Annotated in this window: 20 protein-coding genes and 1 other annotated feature; of the genes, 9 read left to right on the forward strand and 11 right to left on the reverse strand. The window is 56.9% G+C overall.

Going from position 1 to position 20,842, the window contains the following annotated elements:
- Positions 1–111 precede the first annotated feature (111 nt).
- On the reverse strand, positions 112–1,167 hold the full coding sequence (locus RAC65_RS04685; protein ID WP_033740425.1) for an FUSC family protein: 1,056 nt from the start codon (positions 1,165–1,167) through the stop codon (positions 112–114).
- 209 nt (positions 1,168–1,376) lie between these two features.
- Positions 1,377–2,534 carry a serine-type D-Ala-D-Ala carboxypeptidase DacD gene (dacD, locus tag RAC65_RS04690; RefSeq protein WP_172913000.1) on the reverse strand — a complete coding sequence of 386 codons (1,158 nt, stop codon included), beginning with the start codon at positions 2,532–2,534 and terminating at the stop codon, positions 1,377–1,379.
- 197 nt (positions 2,535–2,731) lie between these two features.
- Between dacD and sbcB the strand changes: the two genes are divergently transcribed.
- Positions 2,732–4,153 (forward strand): exodeoxyribonuclease I, encoded by a 1,422-nt coding sequence (gene sbcB, locus RAC65_RS04695; protein ID WP_058708388.1) that lies wholly within the window; start codon positions 2,732–2,734, stop codon positions 4,151–4,153.
- A gap of 45 nt (positions 4,154–4,198) precedes the next feature.
- Here the strand turns inward: sbcB and RAC65_RS04700 are convergent, their stop codons facing one another.
- From RAC65_RS04700 to ltnD, 5 genes are all read right to left on the reverse strand, one after another.
- The gene (locus RAC65_RS04700; RefSeq protein ID WP_054633499.1) at positions 4,199–5,554 is read right to left on the reverse strand and encodes a GntP family transporter; all 1,356 of its coding nucleotides are present in this window, start codon (positions 5,552–5,554) and stop codon (positions 4,199–4,201) included.
- 128 nt (positions 5,555–5,682) lie between these two features.
- The gene (otnI, locus tag RAC65_RS04705; RefSeq protein ID WP_058701601.1) at positions 5,683–6,468 is read right to left on the reverse strand and encodes a 2-oxo-tetronate isomerase; all 786 of its coding nucleotides are present in this window, start codon (positions 6,466–6,468) and stop codon (positions 5,683–5,685) included.
- Positions 6,468–7,094, reverse strand: coding sequence for an aldolase (locus tag RAC65_RS04710; RefSeq protein WP_375096418.1), 627 nt, complete (start codon positions 7,092–7,094; stop codon positions 6,468–6,470). Before RAC65_RS04710 ends, otnI begins: the two co-directional genes overlap by 1 nt.
- Positions 7,087–8,349 (reverse strand): 3-oxo-tetronate kinase, encoded by a 1,263-nt coding sequence (gene otnK / locus RAC65_RS04715; RefSeq protein ID WP_110268256.1) that lies wholly within the window; start codon positions 8,347–8,349, stop codon positions 7,087–7,089. The genes RAC65_RS04710 and otnK overlap by 8 nt, the downstream gene beginning before the upstream one ends.
- A complete protein-coding gene (ltnD, locus tag RAC65_RS04720; RefSeq protein WP_039338099.1) occupies positions 8,349–9,254 on the reverse strand; it encodes an L-threonate dehydrogenase in 906 nt (301 codons plus the stop codon). The genes otnK and ltnD overlap by 1 nt, the downstream gene beginning before the upstream one ends.
- Before the next feature lie 264 nt (positions 9,255–9,518).
- Here ltnD and ygbI point away from each other — a divergent pair, with 264 nt between their 5' ends.
- Positions 9,519–10,286 carry a DNA-binding transcriptional repressor YgbI gene (gene ygbI, locus RAC65_RS04725; protein WP_006119819.1) on the forward strand — a complete coding sequence of 256 codons (768 nt, stop codon included), beginning with the start codon at positions 9,519–9,521 and terminating at the stop codon, positions 10,284–10,286.
- 41 nt (positions 10,287–10,327) lie between these two features.
- Here ygbI and RAC65_RS04730 read toward each other — a convergent pair whose 3' ends face one another.
- From RAC65_RS04730 to RAC65_RS04740, 3 genes are all read right to left on the reverse strand, one after another.
- Positions 10,328–11,686, reverse strand: a complete 1,359-nt coding sequence (locus RAC65_RS04730) for an APC family permease (protein ID WP_039338101.1) — start codon at positions 11,684–11,686, stop codon at positions 10,328–10,330.
- Complete coding sequence (locus tag RAC65_RS04735) at positions 11,676–11,840, reverse strand: hypothetical protein (RefSeq protein WP_006119821.1); 165 nt, start codon at positions 11,838–11,840, stop codon at positions 11,676–11,678. The genes RAC65_RS04730 and RAC65_RS04735 overlap by 11 nt, the downstream gene beginning before the upstream one ends.
- Before the next feature lie 224 nt (positions 11,841–12,064).
- Positions 12,065–13,483: a glutamine synthetase family protein gene (locus RAC65_RS04740; protein WP_375096458.1), complete on the reverse strand. Its 1,419-nt coding sequence runs from the start codon at positions 13,481–13,483 to the stop codon at positions 12,065–12,067.
- Positions 13,484–13,693: 210 nt separating this feature from the next.
- On the opposite strand from RAC65_RS04740, the gene puuD reads away from it, so the two are divergent.
- The 3 genes from puuD to RAC65_RS04755 are packed head-to-tail and all read left to right on the forward strand — an operon-like array spanning position 13,694 to position 16,314.
- On the forward strand, positions 13,694–14,455 hold the full coding sequence (puuD, locus tag RAC65_RS04745) for a gamma-glutamyl-gamma-aminobutyrate hydrolase (RefSeq protein WP_039338102.1): 762 nt from the start codon (positions 13,694–13,696) through the stop codon (positions 14,453–14,455).
- On the forward strand, positions 14,452–15,009 hold the full coding sequence (puuR, locus tag RAC65_RS04750) for an HTH-type transcriptional regulator PuuR (protein ID WP_054633493.1): 558 nt from the start codon (positions 14,452–14,454) through the stop codon (positions 15,007–15,009). The genes puuD and puuR overlap by 4 nt, the downstream gene beginning before the upstream one ends.
- Before the next feature lie 27 nt (positions 15,010–15,036).
- On the forward strand, positions 15,037–16,314 hold the full coding sequence (locus RAC65_RS04755; RefSeq protein ID WP_039338107.1) for an FAD-binding oxidoreductase: 1,278 nt from the start codon (positions 15,037–15,039) through the stop codon (positions 16,312–16,314).
- A gap of 46 nt (positions 16,315–16,360) precedes the next feature.
- Here the strand turns inward: RAC65_RS04755 and RAC65_RS04760 are convergent, their stop codons facing one another.
- Positions 16,361–17,188: an SDR family oxidoreductase gene (locus tag RAC65_RS04760; RefSeq protein WP_054687559.1), complete on the reverse strand. Its 828-nt coding sequence runs from the start codon at positions 17,186–17,188 to the stop codon at positions 16,361–16,363.
- 178 nt (positions 17,189–17,366) lie between these two features.
- Between RAC65_RS04760 and hisL the strand changes: the two genes are divergently transcribed.
- The 4 genes from hisL to hisC all read left to right on the forward strand — a co-directional run bounded on the left by hisL (position 17,367) and on the right by hisC (position 20,840).
- On the forward strand, positions 17,367–17,414 hold the full coding sequence (gene hisL, locus RAC65_RS04765; protein WP_100396937.1) for a his operon leader peptide: 48 nt from the start codon (positions 17,367–17,369) through the stop codon (positions 17,412–17,414).
- Positions 17,390–17,510: a sequence feature (His leader region), on the forward strand. Its footprint overlaps the gene before it by 25 nt.
- A 52-nt stretch (positions 17,511–17,562) precedes the next feature.
- Positions 17,563–18,462, forward strand: coding sequence for an ATP phosphoribosyltransferase (gene hisG, locus RAC65_RS04770; RefSeq protein WP_375096419.1), 900 nt, complete (start codon positions 17,563–17,565; stop codon positions 18,460–18,462).
- Positions 18,463–18,465: 3 nt separating this feature from the next.
- Positions 18,466–19,773, forward strand: a complete 1,308-nt coding sequence (hisD, locus tag RAC65_RS04775) for a histidinol dehydrogenase (RefSeq protein ID WP_375096420.1) — start codon at positions 18,466–18,468, stop codon at positions 19,771–19,773.
- On the forward strand, positions 19,770–20,840 hold the full coding sequence (gene hisC, locus RAC65_RS04780; RefSeq protein ID WP_039338110.1) for a histidinol-phosphate transaminase: 1,071 nt from the start codon (positions 19,770–19,772) through the stop codon (positions 20,838–20,840). Before hisD ends, hisC begins: the two co-directional genes overlap by 4 nt.
- Positions 20,841–20,842 lie beyond the last annotated feature (2 nt).

Genomic DNA, 20,842 nt, shown 5'->3' on the forward strand with positions numbered 1-20,842 from the left:
TCAGCTTAGCGGCCAGCCAGCCTTGTGGGCAATTCTCACAGCTAAATTCGGACTGGCTCTTATCTTAGCGCAAAAAAACCGGGTTTCGCATTAAGTCATTGTCTGAGGTGATTATTTACGCAGCGCCAGGCGCATCAAATCCGTCATGCGTTCCAGTTGCTTCGCCAGCTCCAGACTCAGCCAGACATAGCCATAAATCGGCGCTTCTTCCAGACGGTCACTCCCGTCAGCGATCAACTGCTTAAGCTCTTTGACGATTTCCGTTAACTCATGATTGGCCGCGATGATGTCGTAGGTTTCCCCCTTCACAGCCATGACCGATAAGGTTCGCAGCGCGTTTTCGGTCATCTCCTGCGTGCGGCGTAACGTCGGAGCATTCAGCATGATCAGATGACTTTCGCGTGATGCCCACCAGGCATTAATTTGCATCTCAATGGTGTACACCATATTACGGTTCAACGTCTGTATCGCTTCAAACACCGATTTGGGGATGCGGGTTTCTTTACTGGACGGCTCCAGCAGGGCACGCATTTTCACCACGCTGGTGAGCAGTTTGCCCAGCGGTTTGTTCAGCCGGGGCTTTTCCACGAGGTTGGCGGAAAACCCTGCATGGTAGATTTTGGCCATTTCTGCCAGCGTATCTGACAGCTGAATACGCCAGTGAATATACGCACGCTGCGCCCATATGGCCGTAAATAACAGCGCCAGTAACGATCCTAAAATGACATCGCCACCGCGCCACATCGCCACGGTGAAATCCCCCATTGGCGCGCCTACAACCACGCACAGCGTGATGCCAATCAGCAATGCCATGTAAGGGTGTTTCCCCAGCGTCAGATAGCCGCTGATAAACATGATCACTGCGCACCATGCCAGCATGCCGGGCAGCGAAATCATCTCCAGCCTGAGGGCGATAAGACCAGAGATTGACCCGGCAATCGTTCCGCCAATGCGTTGAATGGCGCGCGGGAAGACGTTTCCCCAGGTTGAGATCGGCCCCATCACCACAACCAGGGTAATCAGAGGCCAGGTGCCTTCGGGAATGCCCGTGACGCGGACAAGCAGAAACGCACACAGAAACGCCACTGCGATGCGTAACCCGTGCACGCTGCGGTAATGACGATATAACCAGAATTCCAGATTTGAGATGGGTTTATCAGAGCGCAAAGTCGCTTGTCCGCTGGTAAAAAAATGATTCTACGCGTCGCGCCCTGCCGATCCTGGCGCGCCGTCAATGTTTTCGCTTGTACAGCGTTGAGCGGACCATTATCAACAACCCTGCCCCGGAAATCAGCAAAATTCACCACGACGACAACACAAGACGCACTATAGCGGGTTCATCCCTGCCCCGCGAAGGCGAAGCAGGGACGTAACGATTAGAACTTGCGTTTCAGGTAGTCCGTGATGCGGCTCACTACGCCCGCCTCGTTAACGGCGGTGAGTGCCACCAGCGGATAGCTGGCGATCTGCTTGTCCTTGTCCATCACCTGGATTTCACCAATATTCTCATTGGCTTTAAGTGGCGCTTCCAGGTCGGTGCGGTTGATCACGTATTTGGCTTTGACGTTCGGGATTTCGCTGCGCGGCAGTGACAGATAAACATCGTTTGCCGTGCCCACGTCAACCTGGTGCGGATTACCGTACCAGACATGTTCACTGCCAATTTTCTTACCGGCATGGAACAGTTGTACGGTATCAAACGTATTCTGGCCCCAGACCAGCAGCTTGCGCGCCTGCTCTTCACGCCCTTTCGCACTTTTCCCGCCCATGATGACGGCAATCAGGCGGTGCTGACCCACAATGTTGGAGGCAATGATATTGAAACCCGCCGTTTCAGTATGGCCCGTTTTCAGGCCATCGACGTGCAGGTTGTTGTCCCACAGCAGGCCGTTACGGTTGTTCTGGGTAATGCCGTTCCAGGTGAGGGTTTTTTCACGGTACATGGCATAGAAATCGGGCTCGCCATCAATAATGGCGCGCGACAGTTTTGCCATATCCAGTGCGCTGGAATATTGCCCCGGCGCATCCAGACCGTGTACGGTTTCGAAATGGGTATTCGTCAGCCCCAGTTTCTCCACGTAGTGGTTCATTAACTTAACAAAGTTGTCCTGGCTACCGGCCACGTAATCCGCCAGCGCAACGCAGGCGTCATTGCCTGAATCAATGATCACGCCGCGGCTGAGATCACGCACGCTTAACTTATCACCGGGCTTGAGAAACATCAGTGAGGAGCCTTTAAAGACCGGATTGCCTGCTGCCCAGGCATCTTTTCCCACCGTCACCATGTCGTCGCGGGTAATTTTCTTTTGGTCGATCGCGCGGTCGACCACATAGCCGGTCATCAGCTTGGTCAGACTGGCGGGATTCCGGCGCTCGTCGGGATTGCCCGCGGTCAGCACCTGCCCCGTGGTGGCGTCCATCAGCACCCAGGAGGCTGCATCAATCGCCGGTGGCGTCACAGGAAATGGCATATCGTCGGCCTGTGCCAGCGAAGCCCAAAAAACAGTTACGGTAATTAACAGACGCCTTTTCAACACTTCATCCTTAGTTGAGCAAGTAAAACGGACATGAACAGCGGGACGTTTTACGGCAAAACCCTTAATAAGGTTTAAATAAATTGAAAAAAAGTATGAACTGCTGCGCACCATTCAACAGCCTGCGCCCTGGCAGTTGTACTCAGGCACGCAGACGACTATCCTGAACGTTGATTTTTTGCAGACAGGACAGCGACGTGCCCGCCTCTGAATTCACTTTTTTGTTTCACGATTACGAAACCTTCGGCACCAGCCCGCAACGGGATCGTCCGGCACAGTTTGCCGGTTTGCGCACCGACAGCGAGTTCAATCCGATTGGCGAGCCAGAGGTATTCTACTGCCGCCCACCGGATGATTACCTGCCCCAGCCTGAAGCGGTCATGATCACCGGTATTACGCCGCAATTAGCCGCCTCCCGGGGCGTGAACGAGGCCGAGTTTGCTGCCCGTATTCATGCGCTGTTTACCACCGAACAAACCTGCGTCGTGGGTTATAACAACGTGCGCTTTGACGATGAAGTGACGCGCAATATCTTTTACCGCAACTTCTACGATCCGTACGGCTGGAGCTGGCAAAACGGTAATTCCCGCTGGGATTTGCTGGACGTGATGCGCGCCTGTTATGCGCTGCGCCCGGAAGGTATTAACTGGCCAGAGAATGATGACGGCTTTCCCAGCTTCCGGCTGGAGCATCTGACCAAAGCCAACGGCGTGGCGCACGAAAACGCCCATGATGCGATGTCAGATGTCTATGCCACGCTGGCAATGGCGAGACTGGTGAAAGAAAAACAGCCAAAACTGTTTGAGTTTTTGTTTACGCATCGCAACAAAAATAAGCTGATGACCCTGATCGACATCCCGCAGATGAAGCCGCTGGTCCATGTTTCTGGCATGTTTGGCGCGGCGCGCGGCAATACCAGCTGGGTGGTGCCGCTTGCCTGGCATCCGGACAACCGCAATGCGTTGATCGTGGTGGATTTGGCCGGGGATATTGCGCCCCTGCTGACGCTGGATGCGGACAGTTTGCGCGAGCGCCTGTACACACCTAAAAGCGAGCTGGGCGATCAGCCTGCTGTGCCGGTGAAACTGGTGCACATCAATAAGTGTCCGGTGCTGGCACCCGCTAATACCTTGCGTCCGGAAGATGCCGGGCGGCTGGGTATTGATCGTCAGTTCTGCCTGGATAATCTGGCCACGCTGCGTCAGCATCCTGACGTACGTGAAAAACTGGTGGCTATTTTTGCTGAGGCGGAACCTTTTGCGCCGTCAGAGGATGTCGACACGCAGCTCTATGACGGTTTCTTTAGCGATGCCGACCGCGCCGGAATGAACATCATCCGCCAGACCGCGCCTGCCAATCTGCCTGCGCTCAATCTGACATTTGACAGCCCACGGGTGGAAAAGCTGCTGTTTCGTTATCGCGCCCGTAATTTCCCCGGTACGCTGGATGATGCCGAACAACAGCGCTGGCTGCAGCATCGTCGTGAGGTTCTGAATCCAGAAAAAGTGCAGGCTTTTCTGATGGAGCTGGAATCGCTGGCCAGCCTGCACGAAGGGGACGCGGAAAAACTGTCTCAGCTTAAAGCGTTGTACCGGTACGCGCAGGAACTGGTGTCCTGACGTCCCGGCAGACCGGGAAGGTCTGTCGCCCTCCCGGTTTGTATATCAGATTACCCACCACAGCGCCCAGGTCAGGGCAAAGCCGCTCAGCCCCATCAGGGTCGTAAGTACCGTCCAGGTTTTTAAACCGTCCGCCACCGACAGACCCAGATAGCGCGTTACCACCCAGAAACCTGCATCATTCACGTGCGACAGGCCCAGACCGCCGAAGCACGCCGCCAGCGTGACCAGTACACGGTGCATATCATCTATGCCAGTCACGGCCTGGGTCAGTAATCCGCTGGTCGTGAGGATCGCCACGGTTGCCGAGCCCTGCGAAGCGCGTAGCGCCAGCGACAGAATAAACGCGGCAGGAATCAGGGGCAAATGCAGCGTTTCCAGCGCCCGCGCCAGCGCGTTGCCGACACCGGACTCCACCAGTACCTTACCAAACGCCCCGCCCGCGCCCGCCACCAGAATCACGCTGGCCGATCCCGGAATGGCGCGACCGGTCAGGTCCTCCAGCTTGTCCTTGCTCCAGCCACGACGCAGGCCCAGTAGCCAGGCGGCCAGTCCCAGGGCGATCAGCAGCGCAATCGGCGGGGTGCCAATAACCGTCATCACCTTGCGCAGCAGGCTGTCTTCCGTCAGCAGCGAGTGCGACAGCGTGCCTGCCACGATCAGCACAATCGGGACGACGATCAAACCGCTGATGGTCAGCGCGCCCGGCGGTGCGGGTTCATTTTTCTTCTGTACCCCTTCCGGCTTCGCCATCTGCAACTGTTCCAGTACCTCAACCGACAGGTGGTACTGCCGACGGTTCATTGCCTTTGCCACGTAATAGCCGAGGATACCGACCGGCACCGAGACCAGAATTCCCAGCATCATCAGCCAGCCCATATCAGTATGCAAAATGGCCGCGGCGGCGGCGGCGCCAGGGTGCGTCGGCAGCGCCACATGCACAGTCAGCATGACGCCCGCCATCGGTAAGCCAAACTTCAGCGGGGATACCCGCGCCACTTTGGTAAAGCCGTAGATCAGCGGAATGACAATGATAAAGCCCACTTCAAAAAATACCGGGATGCCTAAAATAAAGGCAGCCATCGTCAGGGCGGCAACGGTACGTTTCAGACCCAGCGTTTTGCTGAAACGCTGGGCCAGCGACTCTGCGCCACCAGAGGCTTCGATAATGGCCCCCAGCATCGCCCCCAGCACGATAATGATAGTGATATGCCCCAGCAGTCCGCCCATCCCGCTGATAATGGTTTCCATGATTTTTTCAGCCGGAATACCGGTCGCGATGGCCACCAGCAGACTGACAATTAACAGGGCAACAAAGGGATGGACTTTGGCTTTAATGACCAGCAACAGCAATATCACAATGCTGGCGGTCGCAATGGCTAACAGCAACGCAGTCGTCATAGTAAACCTCTGGAATAGTTATCTTTTTTCGCGTTTTTTCGTTAAAGCTCAACCTGGTGCCGCTCCGTTTCAGAGACGAGCAGAATGGCACCGGTACCGCAGCACCGGTGTGATTTTTTCACGTTAACTCAGCGGTTTTTCATCCAGGGCGCCAGCCAGCTCAGCCCCTCTACGGTGTCGCCGCGCGGGAAATATTCGCAGCCGACCCAACCGTCGTAGCCCACCTCATCTAACAGGCTGAACAGCCAGGGGTAGTTGATCTCGCCCTCGTCAGGTTCATGTCGACTGGGCGCGGCGGCGATTTGCACATGGCGATAACGTCCGGCGTAATGGCGAATCAGATGGCTGAGATTGCCGTCCACAATCTGGGCATGAAACAGATCCAGTTGGGTGAATACGTTGGGCCGGTCGATAAGGTCGACCATCTCCAGCGTGTGATACTGGCTGGCATAGAGATAGTGCGGTTTGGTCGTGGGATTAAGGGCTTCGATCAACAAGCGGATGTTATACGGGGCAAATCGTTCTGCCGCGTAGCGCATGTTGCGGATGAATGTCTCGACATAGCGCTGGCGATCGGCACCCGGCGGCACCGTTGCGGCCATGATATGCACCTGTGGGCAATCCAGCGCCCGTGCATATGCCAGCGCCCGGTCGATATCTGCGCGCGCGTCGGCTTCCCGTCCGGGAATAGCCGAAACGCCCCATTCCCCCGCGTCAACGTTGCCCGGTGCGGTGTTAAACAGCACCAGTTTAAGCCCGTTATCCGCCAGCAGCGCTTTCAGTTGCTCAGCCGGATATTCGTAGGGAAACAGAAACTCGACCGCGCTGAAGCCCGCCTGTGCCGCCGCGGCAAAGCGTTGCAGAAAAGGCATTTCGTTGAACTGGGTAGATAAGTTAGCTGCAAACTTTGGCATTACCGGCTCCTGAGTTCAGCGACGTCGTCGGCGGTTAAATAACGAATGGCGCGATCGCCCAGGGTAAACATCAGACGCGCCGTTTCTTCCAGCTCCTCGGTATTATCCGCCGCTTCGCGCAAGGTTTTGCCGACCACCACCGGACCATGGTTTGCCAGCAGGAAGGCGCGGTAACGCGGGGCAAGCAGCGCCAGATCCTCCGCCAGCCGCGCATCACCCGGTTTATAATACGGCACCACCGGTACATCGCCTACCCGCATCACCACATAGGGCGTGAACGGGCGGATGCAGTTCTGGCTGTCCAGATGTTGCAGGCAGGAAAGCGCGGTCAGGTAGTGACTGTGCAGGTGAACCACTGCCCGGCAGTCCGGATTATTCAGGTAGAGCGCCCGGTGAAAGGCGATCTCTTTCGACGGTTTATCCCCGGCTATCCATCCCCCCTGTAACGTCACGTTAGACAGACGCTCCGCATCCAGTTCGCCCAGGCAGGACCCCGTGGGCGTTGCCAGTAAGGTGCCGTCGTCCAGCAGCAGCGACAGATTACCGGCCGAGCCGGTGGCGTAACCACGCTGGAAGAACGAGGCACCCACTCTGACCATCTCTTCGCGGGCCTGTTGTTCAGTCATGTGAAAACTCCGTTTGTGCGCGGCGGAAGAACTGCTCATCGCCAAAATTGCCAGACTTCAGCGCCAGTGACAGCGGCTGCTGGATATCTCTGACCCAGGGCACACCGGGCGAAATCACCGGACCAATATGGAAGGCGGTCACGCCCAGGCTTTGGGCGACCACGCCCGAGGTTTCGCCGCCCGCCACGATAAAGCGCTGCCAGCCGCGGGATTGCAGATCTCTCGCCACCTGAGCAAACAGTTGCTCTACCGCCTCACTGCTGCGCTGTGCACCGAAATGCTGCTGGATCGACTGCAGCTGTTGCGCATCCGCAGTGGCAAAGAGCATCGGGGCCAGCGGCCCGTCGGCATGCTCAACGACCCAGTCGCACAGCGCCCCGGCGTACTGTTCATCGTTGAGGCAGCGCTCAACGTGAATTTCCCGGGCGGGTGCCTGCTGGCGATACGCGTTGACCTGGCGGTTGGTCATTGGTGAACAGGAACCCGAAAGCACCACGGCCCGCTGCCCTTGCGGATAGCCCGCGCGCTGCGCCTGACCATCGTCGCAGCCAGATGTTGACCACTGGCGCGCCAGGCCAATTGCCAGCCCGGAGCCGCCCGTGACCAGCCGCATCGACGTCAGCGCTTCGCCCTGATTCAGCAGATGCTGCTCAGTAAGCGTGTCGATTACGGCATAGTTCACGCCCTGAGCACGCAGATGTTCAAGTTGCTCTGTTATCGCGCCTGCGCCCTGCTCGACCGTGGCTAACGGAATAAGCCCGGCTTTTCCCGTGCTCTGACACGCCATCAGCCTTAGCAGGTTACTGTCGGTCATCGGCGTGACAGGATGATGGCGCATGCCGGACTCCGACAGCAGGTGTTCCCCCACAAACAGGTAGCCCTGATAAACGGTACGTCCGTTGACCGGCAATGCCGGGCAGATCACCGTCAGCGTCTCATTCAGCGCGGCCATGAGCGCATCCGTCACCGGACCGATGTTACCCGCAGCGGTGCTGTCGAACGTGGAACAGTACTTGAAATAAAAGCGCTCACAGCCTTGCGCCTGCAGCCAGCGCAGCGCCGCAAGCGAATGACTGACGGCCAGCGCAGGCGCACAGGATCGCGATTTCAGGCTGACCACAATGGCCTGGGCATCCGGGACCGTTGTCTGTTCTGGGATGCCGTTAAACTGAATGGTAGAAAGCCCGTTCTGCACCAGAAAGCTGGCAATGTCGGTTGCGCCGGTAAAATCGTCGGCAATCACCCCTAAGCGCATCACATCGCCTCCTCGCGCTGGGGCAGCGTAATGCCGCTGAAGATTTTAATCACCGCACTGTCATCCTCGCGGCCAAAACCGGCATTGCTGGCCTCAGTGAACATATTCAGCGCGGTAGAGGCCAGCGGTAGCGGGAAATGCAGGGCTTTCGCCGTATCGGCGACCAGATTCAGGTCTTTGACAAAGATGTCCACTGCGGATTTCGGTCGATAGTCGCCGTCGACGACATGGCGCATACGGTTTTCAAACATCCATGAGTTGCCCGCTGCGTTAGTGACCACCTCATACATCGTATCGAGCGGAATCCCGGCGCGGGCGGCCAGCGCCATGGCTTCGGCCCCGGCGGCAATGTGCACGCCCGCCAGCAGCTGATGAATGATTTTGACTGTCGATCCCTGACCGATTTCCGTGCCGACGCGGTAAACCTTTGCGGCGACCGCATCCAGTACCGGTTGCAAAGCCGCAAAGGCCGCATCGCTCCCGGATGCCATCACGGTCATCTCGCCACTGGCGGCTTTGGCGGCCCCGCCGGACACTGGCGCATCCAGCATCAGCAACTGACAGTCCGCCAGTCTGGCGGCGATCTGCTGCGCATCCTGCGCGGACAAGGTGGAGGATACCATCACCGCCGTGCCCGGCTTCAGCCTGGCCGCCAGCCCCTGCTCGCCAAACAGAATTGCATTAACCTGCCGGGCATTCACGACCAGCAACAGGACAGCATCCAGGTGTTCGGCAAAGGCATGGGCCGACGACTGCGCGTCACGCGCGCCTGCCTGGCGCAGCGTTTCGCAGGCCTGCGGATTCAGATCAACCCCCCATGTCGCCAGCCCAGCCCGGATGCAGGACTGCGCCGCGCCCATTCCCATTGAGCCTAAACCTATGACACAAATGTTTGAAGCGGGCATCGGTGGCCTCCCTTGTTAAATTAAGTGAATTTTTGGTCTCTGCTGGTAATAGTGGCAGGAAAGTGCAGGTAAAAACGTGCCGTATTTCACATAAATTAACTTCATAAGGCCGCAGTTGAACATTTATTCACATCAGCCACGTAACTGTTATTACCAGGTATCGCGGTCAAATCGCCACCAGCAAAGGGGATCTGGTGCAAAATTTCCGTGCGTCTTTGTGAAGGCATCCCCTACAATGTGAAAAAATGATAAACCGAGGTGTATATGATCCCCGTTGAGCGTCATCAACAGATTCTGGCACTGGTAGCCGAGCGCGGCGTAATGAGCATCGCCGAACTGACCGAGCGTTTTGGCGTGTCACACATGACGATTCGTCGGGACGTGCAGAAGCTGGAGGAACAGGGCGCGGTGCTGTCGGTTTCCGGTGGCGTGCGCTCCGCTAACCGCCTGGCGAGCGAACCCTCGCACCTGACCAAGACCGCGCTGTGTAATGAAGAAAAAAACGCTATCGGCAAATTGGCCGCTCAGCTGATTCCGCCTGACAGCTGTATTTATCTGGATGCCGGTACGACCACACTGGCGCTGGCGCGGGAAATCGCCGACAGAGAGGACCTGTTAGTGGTCACCAATGATTTTATGGTGACCAATTTGCTGATGGAGGCGAGCCGCTGCCGGGTGATTCATACCGGTGGCACCGTCTGTCGGGATAACCGTTCCTGCATTGGCGATGCAGCCGCACGCCACCTGCGGCAACTGGCAATTGACATTGCCTTTGTCTCCACTTCCAGTTGGGGATTGCGCGGTTTGTTTACGCCGGATGAAGACAAGGTAGCGGTTAAACAGGCCGTGTGTGACGTCAGCAGCAAACGCGTGCTGCTCAGCGACAGCTCGAAATACGATAAAATCGCGACGTGGCTGGCCTTACCGCTGGAAAAGTTTGATGTGATTGTGACAGATGATCAGTTAAATGCCGCAGGACGGAATGCGTTACAGGCAGGAAGCTGGGAACTGATGCTGGCAAGTAAAAGCTGACAGAAAACGGCCCTGCTCTGTGAATGAGCAGGGCCGGGGGATTACACTTCTTCGCTAAACTGTGGAACGGGATTGCGGAAGCTGCGCGTCACAAAGGCCAGGTAAACAATACCAATCGCGGCCCAGATCAGTCCCAGCACCATAGAACTTTGCTCCAGGTTAACCCACAGTGCACCCACGGTCAGGGCACCCATCATCGGCAGAACCAGATACTGGACGTGATCTTTCAGGGTCTTATTCCGTTTTTCACGTACCCAGTACTGCGCAATCACTGACAGGTTAACGAAGGTAAACGCAACCAGCGCACCAAAGTTAATCAGCGCAGTCGCGGTGACCAGATCGAAGTTGATCGCCATCAACGCTACGGCACCCACCAGAATCACGTTCAGGGACGGCGTGCGCCATTTTGGATGGATATAGCCGAAGAAACGCTCCGGGAACACACCATCACGGCCCATCACGTACATCAGACGTGAAACGCCTGCGTGCGCTGCCATACCGGACGCCAGTACCGTGACCACAGAGAAGATCAGGATACCGATCTGCAACGCTTTACCGGCCACATACAGCATGATTTCAGGCTGCGACGAATCCGGCTCTTTAAAGCGCGAGATGTCCGGGAAATACAGTTGCAGGAAGTACGACGCGACAATAAACATCAGGCCACCAATCAGCGCCGTCAGGAAAATCGCACGCGGAATGGTACGTTCTGCATCTTTCGTTTCTTCTGACAGCGAACTGATGCCGTCAAAACCGAGGAATGAGAAACACAGAATCGTCGCACCGGTGATCATCGGCACCACATGGGCGTTTTCAGACCAGAACGGTTTACTGCTTACCACTGTTCCCGCACCTTCGCCGTGCGCCACGCCGTAAATCACCATCGCGGTGATACCGACCATGACCACCACCTGAAGGATGACAATCACGCTGTTGAAGTTAGCGACCGTTTTGATGCCCTTAAGGTTGGAGAGCGTCATAAAGCCCACCAGCAGCACCACGAAAATCCACGACGGGATCCCTGGCACCAGGGTTTCAAAATAGTTTTTAGCCAACAGAATGTTGATCATCGGCATGAACAGATAGTCCAGCAGCGATGACCAGCCCACCATAAAGCCGACGTGCGGACTGATGGCCTTCTGAGCATAGGTATAAGCGGAGCCCGCAGATGGGAAGCGGCGTACCAGCTTACCGTAACTCACGGCGGTAAACAGAATCGCAATCAGGGCGAAAGCATAAGCGGTGGCAACGTGACCGTCCGTCAGGCCCGATACGATACCAAAGGTATCAAACAGGGTCATCGGCTGCATGTAGGCCAAGCCCATCATGACAACAGGAAGTAACGTCAGCGTTTTTTTCAGTTGGGCACGTTGTGGTGCGGCAGAGGTATTAAGCGACATGCTTCAGTCCTCCTTGCGCAGCAACCTGGCTGGGTTGATTCACAAGGAAACTGCGCATTAAGCGACAGGGAGTAAGGCTGGCGGCCAGCGCGGCGCCGTAGTCATCACGGAAACGTGTACCAGCCTGGGCTGGCAGAGTGTTAAACATCCCCATCTTTACATCCTCAATCTCACGCGGCTGCGTGTTTTCAGTGTTTATCTATCCGGGTGCGTGCCCGGCCTCGTTGGTGTCAGCTAAATGCTACGCGTTAAAAACAATATGCAAAAAAATAACCGGCGCGGTGAGCGTCGGTTATGTTCTGAATTTGCAGGGGGCGTATTTTGCCCTAACCCAACGCATTATTTCAAGACGTTGTCGCATAGAATGCAAAATTTTAATCAGGCGTTTTTCAGCATCCAGTCAATTTCGGTGGCAGTGATTAATCTTTCGAACTGCATAAGCTCATAATTTTTGCAGCTAAACCACACTTTGGCAAATTTCTCACCCAGTAATTTTTGTAAAGGATAGCTGCTTTCGAAGGCATAGAGTGCATCGCTCTGCCGAATCGGCAGCGGCAGCCCTTCCGCTTCATGGCCGTTTCCTTTAACCGGCTGTGGCAGCGGCAGCTGCGTATCGAGGCCGTGCAACATGCCCGCCAGAATGGTAGCCATGACGAGATAAGGATTCGCATCCGCCCCGGCTACCCGGTACTCGATGCGGCGACTTTCCAGATCGCCACAGGGAATACGCAACGCTACCGTACGGTTATTGTGGCCCCACGACGCCTGCAAAGGAACGTAGGCATCGGGCACAAAACGACGGAAGGCATTGACGTTGGGGGCCAGCAGCGCCATGGAAGCAGGCATAAGGTCAATCATGCCCGCCAGCGTGCGTTTCAGCAGCGGGGAATCGCTTCCGTCATCACAGGCAAAGGCATTATGGTCAGCGGCATCAAGCATGCTGATATGGACGTGCATCCCGCTTCCGGCGTAGTCCTCATAGGGTTTTGCCATAAATGTTGCCGTCATGCCGTGGTTCTCTGCCACCTGGCGGATAAGGCGCTTGAGCTGGATAGCATGGTCGCAGGCGCTCAGCACATCACGGGTATGATGGAGATTGATTTCGAATTGCCCCGGCGAGGCTTCCGCCAGCGCGCCATCCGCAGGAATGCCCTGCAGACGGGCCAGCGCATCAATATCACGCAGGACATCGGCGAAGTGATCGAGATTATCCAGCGAGTAAACCTGGCTTTGTCTGTTGCGATCGTCACTGCCTGGCGCACAGGGCGGTTGAATATAGCCTTCTGCATCGCGCTTTTTATCGACCAGATAGAACTCCAGCTCTACCGCTACCACCGGAAACAGTCCACGATTACGCAGCTGTTGCCACAGCCGGTTCAGAACATTTCGGGGTTCAACGTCAAAGGGAGTGCCATCTTGGTTGCACATGGTTAACAGCAGTTGTGCAATGTGTTGCGGATCGGCGGCGGAGGGGACGAGCGTGCCATGGACGGGAAGGCAGAGGTTATCGGGTTCACCAAGCGACTGGCCCAGACCGGCCTCTTCGACGGTATTGCCGAGAATATCCATGGCAAAAACCGAGGCGGGAAAGTAGCAGCCTTTTTCCAGCCTGGCTAAGGCCGAAACCGGGATGCGCTTACCGCGAAAAACACCATTTAAATCGTTGAGCAAGATATCGACATACTGCGTTTCAGGGTGGCGCTCCAGCCAGTTTTTCACTTCTTGCTGGAACGCGCTGGTTCGTCTCTCTTCACTGTGAAGCGTGAAGTCTTCTACTTCTACCAGGTTAGTCATGATTTCATCCGCCTTTGACCACAAAAATGGGAGTGCGTAATGCTCAAAAAAACCGCCACTCATCTAACATAGCTCTAACGTAAAAAGTGTGCAAATGTAACAAATCTGTTTGAAGATCGACCAATGGATTGCTAGATTGACAAAATATTGCACACTTAACCATCAGACATGCCCTTTTCGTCAAATATTTCGAACAGCAGTTAAGGGGGAAAGATGGGCATTATTTTTGACAAGCCTTTGATTGGCGTAGTGATGTGCCAGACGCACAATCAGGGCCACCCGGTTCAGTCTGTCCACAACAAATATCTTGATGCCATCGTCCTGGCGGGCGGCGTGCCGCTTGCCCTGCCCCATCACCTTATGGCTGCCCCGCATCTATCAGAAAACGCTATGGCTGTGCTGGACGGCATTCTGCTGACCGGGAGCCCCAGCCACCTGGAGCCCTGGCTGTATGGCGAAGAAGGCGAAGAGCCGGAGGCAGATGCCGGCCGCGATCGCCTGGCGTTTAACCTTATTACGCATGCTGTCGGCAAACAGGTGCCGCTGCTGGGCATATGTCGGGGCATGCAGGAGCTGGTCGTGGCCAACGGCGGTGCCCTGTATCGCCACCTTGACCACCATCCGCAGTTTCAGCGCCACCATGCAGACGAGGATGCCTCACCTGAACAAACTTACGCACCCGCTCATGCCATCCAGATTGCACCGGGAGGATTGCTGGACAGGCTGCTGGGGCGTGCGCCGATCACCGTCAACTCCGTTCATCACCAGGGCATTCGTGAAGCGGGACCGCAGGTGCGCGTTGAGGCCCGTGCGCCCGATGGTCTGATTGAGGCGGTCAGCCTGCCAGCGCATCCTTTCGCCCTTGCCGTACAGTGGCATCCTGAATGGCAGCTGAAACCCGCCACGCCGTCCTTTGCGCTGTTTGACGGCTTTATTCAGGCCGCCCTGCACTATCACCAGAGGAAAAAGGTATGAATGATGCGGCTCAGGCTCCGGGACGCCGCCTGGCGCAAATCCGTCAGGCCATGGGACTGTCACAACGGCGCGTCGCGGAACTGGCCGGACTGACCCACAGCGCCATCAGTACTATCGAACAGGATAAGGTCAGTCCGGCGGTCAGCACGCTGCAAAAGTTACTGAAGGTTTATGGCCTGTCTTTGTCTGCGTTTTTTTCGGAGCCGCATGCTGAGGACGCGCCCAAAGTGGTGGTCCGGCCTGAAGATCTGCTGGAAATCGGCAGTCAGGGCGTTTCGCTTAAACTGGTTGATAACGGCACGAAAACCCGGGCGTTAGGCATGTTACTGGAAACTTACCAGCCAGGTGCCAGCACCGGCGAAAAGTTACGCCATGCGGGCGAAGAGACCGGCACCCTGCTGGAAGGGCGCATCGTACTGGAAGTTAACGGTCAGCAATTTCATCTGACGGCCGGCGAAAGTTACGTGATCGATACGGGTTTGCCGCACAGTTTTACCAACCAGGCCGATGTGCCCTGTCGCATCGTCAGCGCCCATACGCCCGCCAATTTTTAATCAGGGACGTTCGCCAAGGAGCTTGATATGAATTACGTAGAAAACTACTACACCTCCACACGGAATCCCCATGCGCCCTGGCCGGTGCTGCAGGAAAGCATCCAGTGTGACGTTTGCATTATTGGTGCCGGTTTTACGGGCTTATCGGCCGGCCTGTTTTTAACCGAAGCGGGTTACGATGTGGTGCTGCTTGAAGCGGCTCGTGTTGGTTATGGTGCCAGCGGCCGCAATGGCGGCCAGGCCGTGAACTCCTACAGCCGCGACGTGGATGTGATTGAACAACGCTACGGCAAAGACAGCGCGAAAATGCTGGGCAGTATGATGTTTGAAGGCGGTGATATTATTCGTGATCGTATCGACCGTTACGCGATCGCCTGCGATTACCGCCCGGGCGGTATCTTCGCCGCGTTTAACCGTCGTCAGATGGCGCACCTGGCCAGTCAAAAAGCCGCCTGGCAGCGTTACGGTAACGACCAGCTTGAACTGTTAGATGAGCGCGGCATTCGTCGCGAGATCGGCTCAGAGCGCTATGTAGGTGGGCTGCTCGACAAACGCGGCGCACATCTGCATCCGCTGAATCTGGCGCTGGGAGAAGCCGAAGCCATTCGTCGCCACGGCGGTCGTATCTATGAACAGTCCGCCGCGTTAAGCGTCAGCTACGGTTCACCTAATCGGGTAAAAACGGCACAGGGAGAAGTCAGCGCCACGTTTCTGATTTTTGCCGGCAATGCTTATCTGCCTTCCGAACTCGAACCGCGCCTGAGTCGCAAAAGCATGCCGTGCGGCTCGCAAATCATTGCCACCGAACCGCTGTCCCGTGACCGGGCATTAGCGCTGTTACCCAACAACTATTCGGTAGAAGATTCCAATTATCTGCTGGACTATTTCCGCCTGACCGCCGACAACCGGCTGCTCTATGGTGGCGGTGTGGTTTATGGGGCGCGCGAGCCTGGCGATGTGATCACGATGATCCGGCCTAAAATGCTACGCACCTTTCCGCAGCTGCAGGACGTGAAGATTGATTTCGCCTGGAGCGGAAATTTTCTGCTGACGCTGTCGCGCATGCCACAGTTTGGTCGGCTGGAAAACAACGTCTACTTTATGCAGGGCGACAGCGGCCACGGCGTGACCTGCACGCACCTTTCCGGCAAGCTGATAAGCGAAGTGTTACGTGGGGATGCTGAGCGCTTTGATGCCTTCGCGAAGCTTCCGCATCTGCCCTTCCCTGGCGGACGGCGATTTAAAGTGCCGCTGACGGCCATGGGTGCCGCCTGGTATGCCTTACGCGACCGACTCGGCGTGTAATCAGGAACAGAACACGACGCTTTCCCCGCTGAGGGGAAAGCCACACTCATTCCAGCGGCATTTTCTGCGGATCGTCGTAGCGGTATTCAAAACCCAACTCGTGACAGATACGCGCGCCGTCAATCAACTTACCGCTGTCGTCGTGCGTCTGCGGTTCAAAGGTGGGCGGCGTCATGCCCAGCTGGCGCGACACACAGGGATAGAAATGGGCGCGGGACGGATGTTTTAACGCACACAGGTTGAACGTCCTGCCGCCTTTTGGCGTTTGCAGCAGCAGCATAATCGCCTCCACCACATCATCCAGATGCACCAGATTCACCCCGTGCGATCCATTGGGTAAATCCTGTTTGCCGGCCAGGAAGCGACCAGGATGCCGTTTCGGGCCCACCAGCCCGGCCAGACGCAATACATCGACGCTGGTGCCGGGTAAGTCGTGCAGCCAGTTTTCCAGGTCCACCAGCGTTTTGCCTGCCGTGGTTTCTGGTTGAAGCGGGCTTTTCTCCGTTTTGATACCGGTGCTGCCGCCATAGACGGAGGTGGAACTGGTAAAGATGATCCGTGGGACATTGCGCGCCAGCGCGGTATCCACCACGTTTTGTACTGCCTGCACATAGGCGTCGCCGCCCTCTGCCGTGCGGCTGGCGGGCAGGGTGACAACCAGCGCATTCACGTCAAACAGCGCCTCCAGGTCCTCGGCCTCACAGACCAGTTCGGGCGTCAGTTCAAGTTGAAACGCATCGATGCCACAACGACGGGCCGCCTCTACGCCATCCGGCGTGGTTTTACTGCCGGTCACCTGCCAGCCTCGCGCGGTCAGCGCCATCGCAAGCGGCATGCCCAGCCAGCCGAGTCCTACAATTGCGACCTTTTTCATATTGTCTCCTGCTGCGAACGTCAAGATTCAGCCATCTTAAGCTGCCCCTGAGTTGCAAACCAGTGCAAAGTGTTTCTGTGCTTTGCGAAGAACAACATTAAAAAAGAGTTGCCAATTTCAACTATCTTCGTTAGGTTAATTCCACACAAATGAATAACTTTTCATTATCGAGAATTTTATGACACGCGTTCAGTTCAACCATCATCACCACCATCACCCTGACTAGTCTTTCAGGCGATGTGTGCTGGAAGACGTCTAGGATCTTCCAGTGGTGCGAACGCAAGAGAACCCCCGGAAGATCGTCTTCCGGGGGTTTTTTTATGGGCTGACGCAAAATACGCATTCAGGACAGGTTAATTAAGGGGACAGGAACAATGTTAGACAATAGCCGTTTACGCATAGCTATGCAGAAATCAGGTCGGTTGAGCGATGATTCACGCGAGCTGCTGGCGCGCTGCGGGATCAAAATCAATCTTCAGCAACAGCGTCTGATCGCCTTCGCTGAAAATATGCCTATCGATATTCTGCGCGTGCGCGATGACGATATTCCGGGCCTGGTGATGGACGGCGTGGTCGACCTGGGCATTATCGGCGAAAACGTGCTGGAAGAAGAGTTACTGACGCGCCGCGCACAGGGGGAAGATCCTCGCTACTTCACGCTGCGTCGCCTCGACTTTGGCGGCTGTCGTCTGTCACTGGCCATGCCGGTCGATGACGCTTACACCGGCCCGCAGTGCCTGAACAATGCCCGCATCGCCACCTCCTATCCTCACCTGTTAAAACAGTATCTCGACAAGCAAGGTATCGCCTTTAAATCCTGTCTGCTGAACGGCTCGGTCGAAGTGGCGCCGCGTGCCGGCCTGGCTGATGCGATCTGCGATCTGGTCTCCACCGGTGCCACGCTGGAAGCGAACGGTCTGCGTGAAGTTGAAGTGATCTATCGTTCTAAAGCCGTGCTGATTCAGCGCGACGGCGACATGCCCGCGGCCAAGCAGGAGCTGATCGATAAAATGATGACCCGTATTCAGGGCGTGATTAAAGCACGTGAATCCAAATACATCATGTTGCATGCACCGAGCGATCGTCTGGAAGAAGTCATCAGCCTGCTGCCGGGCGCCGAGCGTCCAACCGTGTTACCGCTGGCGGGCGATGTGAGCCGTGTGGCAATGCACATGGTGAGCAGCGAAACGCTGTTCTGGGAAACCATGGAAAAACTCAAAGCGCTGGGTGCCAGTTCGATTCTGGTGCTGCCAATCGAAAAAATGCTGGAGTAAACGATGAGCAAAATCATGACACCCGTGAACTGGCAGGCGTGCAGCGCGGAGGCGCAACAGGCGCTGCTGGCACGCCCGGCGCTGTCTGCCTCTGACAGCATCAGTCAGATTGTGCGTGACGTTCTGGCGCGCGTGAAAAGCGAAGGCGACGCAGCTCTGCGCGATTTTAGCGCGCGCTTTGACAAGGTTGAGCTGACGGATTTTCGCGTGACCGCTGAGCAGATGCAGGCTGCCAGCGATCGTCTCAGTGATGAACTCAAACAGGCAATGGCGGTGGCGGTCGCCAATATCGAGACTTTCCACCGTGCGCAGATTCTGCCAGCCGTGGATATCGAAACCCAGCCGGGCGTGCGTTGCCAGCAGGTGACGCGCCCGATGCAATCGGTCGGCCTCTATATTCCCGGGGGGACCGCCCCGCTGTTTTCCACCGTATTGATGCTGGCGACACCGGCACGTATTGCCGGATGCGGCCGCGTGGTGCTGTGCTCACCGCCGCCAATTGCCGACGAGATTCTCTATGCGGCCCAGCTGTGTGGCGTAGAAGAAGTATTTCAGGTGGGCGGTGCGCAGGCCATTGCCGCCCTGGCCTTCGGCACCGAGACCGTGCCGAAAGTGGCTAAAATTTTCGGACCGGGCAACGCCTGGGTCACCGAAGCCAAACGTCAGGTCAGCCAGAGCCTCGATGGCGCGGCTATCGATATGCCCGCGGGCCCGTCAGAAGTGCTGGTGATCGCCGACGACGGTGCCACGCCCGCGTTCGTGGCGTCCGACCTGTTGTCTCAGGCGGAACACGGGCCGGATTCGCAGGTGATTCTGCTGACGCCTTCACAGGGACTGGCTGAGCGCGTGGCTGACGCTGTCGAACAACAGCTGGCGCAGCTGCCGCGTGCCGCCACGGCCCGTAAGGCGCTGGAAAGCAGCCGCCTGATCGTGGCCCGCGATTTGCAACAGTGTGTGGCGATTTCCAACCGCTATGGTCCGGAGCACCTGATTCTGCAAACCCGCACGCCGCGCGACCTGGTTGAGCAAATCACCAGCGCAGGCTCCGTGTTCCTGGGCGACTGGTCGCCCGAGTCTGCAGGCGATTATGCCTCCGGCACGAACCATGTGCTACCTACCTATGGTTATACCGCGACCTGCTCCAGCCTGGGGCTGGCCGACTTCCAGAAACGTATGACGGTACAGGAACTGTCGCCGCAGGGCTTTATGGATCTCGCCGCCACCATTGAAACCCTGGCCGCCGCGGAGCAGCTGGATGCCCACAAAAATGCCGTCACGTTGCGCGTCACCGCGCTCAAGGAGCAAGCATGAGTCAGGATATTGAAAAACTGGCCCGCGCCAATGTGCGTGCGCTGACGCCTTATCAGTCGGCGCGTCGTCTGGGCGGCAACGGTGATGTCTGGCTGAATGCTAACGAGTTTCCGCTGCCGGTGCCCTTTGAGCTGTCGCAGCAAACCCTGAACCGCTACCCGGAGTGCCAGCCGAAGCAGGTAATCACCCGCTATGCGGCTTACGCGGGCCTGTCTCCTGAGCAGGTGCTGGTCAGCCGCGGCGCAGATGAAGGCATTGAGCTGTTGATGCGGGCGTTCTGTGAGCCCGGCAAAGACGCGATTCTGTTCTGCCCACCGACTTACGGTATGTACAGCGTCAGCGCGGAAACCATCGGCATTGAGTACCGTACCGTGCCGGCACGTGAAGACTGGCAGTTGAACCTGCCCGCGATTGCCGAACAGCTCGACGGTGTGAAAGTCGTTTATATGTGCAGCCCGAACAACCCCACGGGCAACCTGATTGATCAGGACGCTATCCGTCAGCTACTGGCGATGACCGCCGGCAAAGCGCTGGTCGTCGCGGATGAAGCCTATATTGAATTTTGTCCACAGGCGACGCTGGCGGGCTGGTTGCGCGAATATCCGCACCTGGTCATCCTGCGCACCCTGTCGAAAGCCTTCGCACTGGCCGGTCTGCGCTGCGGATTTACGCTGGCGAATAAGCCGGTTATCGACCTGCTGATGAAGGTGATTGCGCCCTATCCGCTGGCGACACCGGTGGCCGACGTGGCGGGCCAGGCACTGAGCGACGAAGGGATTGCCTTAATGCGCCAGCACGTCGATGAGCTGAATGCCAACCGTAGCTGGTTGTTTGAACAGTTGCCGCAAATTCGCGTTGTGGAGCAGGTCTTCCCCAGCGAAACCAACTATATTTTGGTGCGCTTTACCGATTCACCAAAGGTGTTTAAAACCTTGTGGGATCAGGGCATTATTTTGCGTGATCAAAACAAGAACCCCGGCCTCGCAGGTTGTCTGCGCATCTCGGTGGGAACCCGCACCGAGTGCGAACGCCTGATCGCCGCGCTGCAAGCCTTATCTCTGGAGTAAGC

The organism is Pantoea sp. BS_8 (assembly GCF_041954965.1).
Lineage (GTDB): Bacteria > Pseudomonadota > Gammaproteobacteria > Enterobacterales > Enterobacteriaceae > Pantoea > Pantoea stewartii.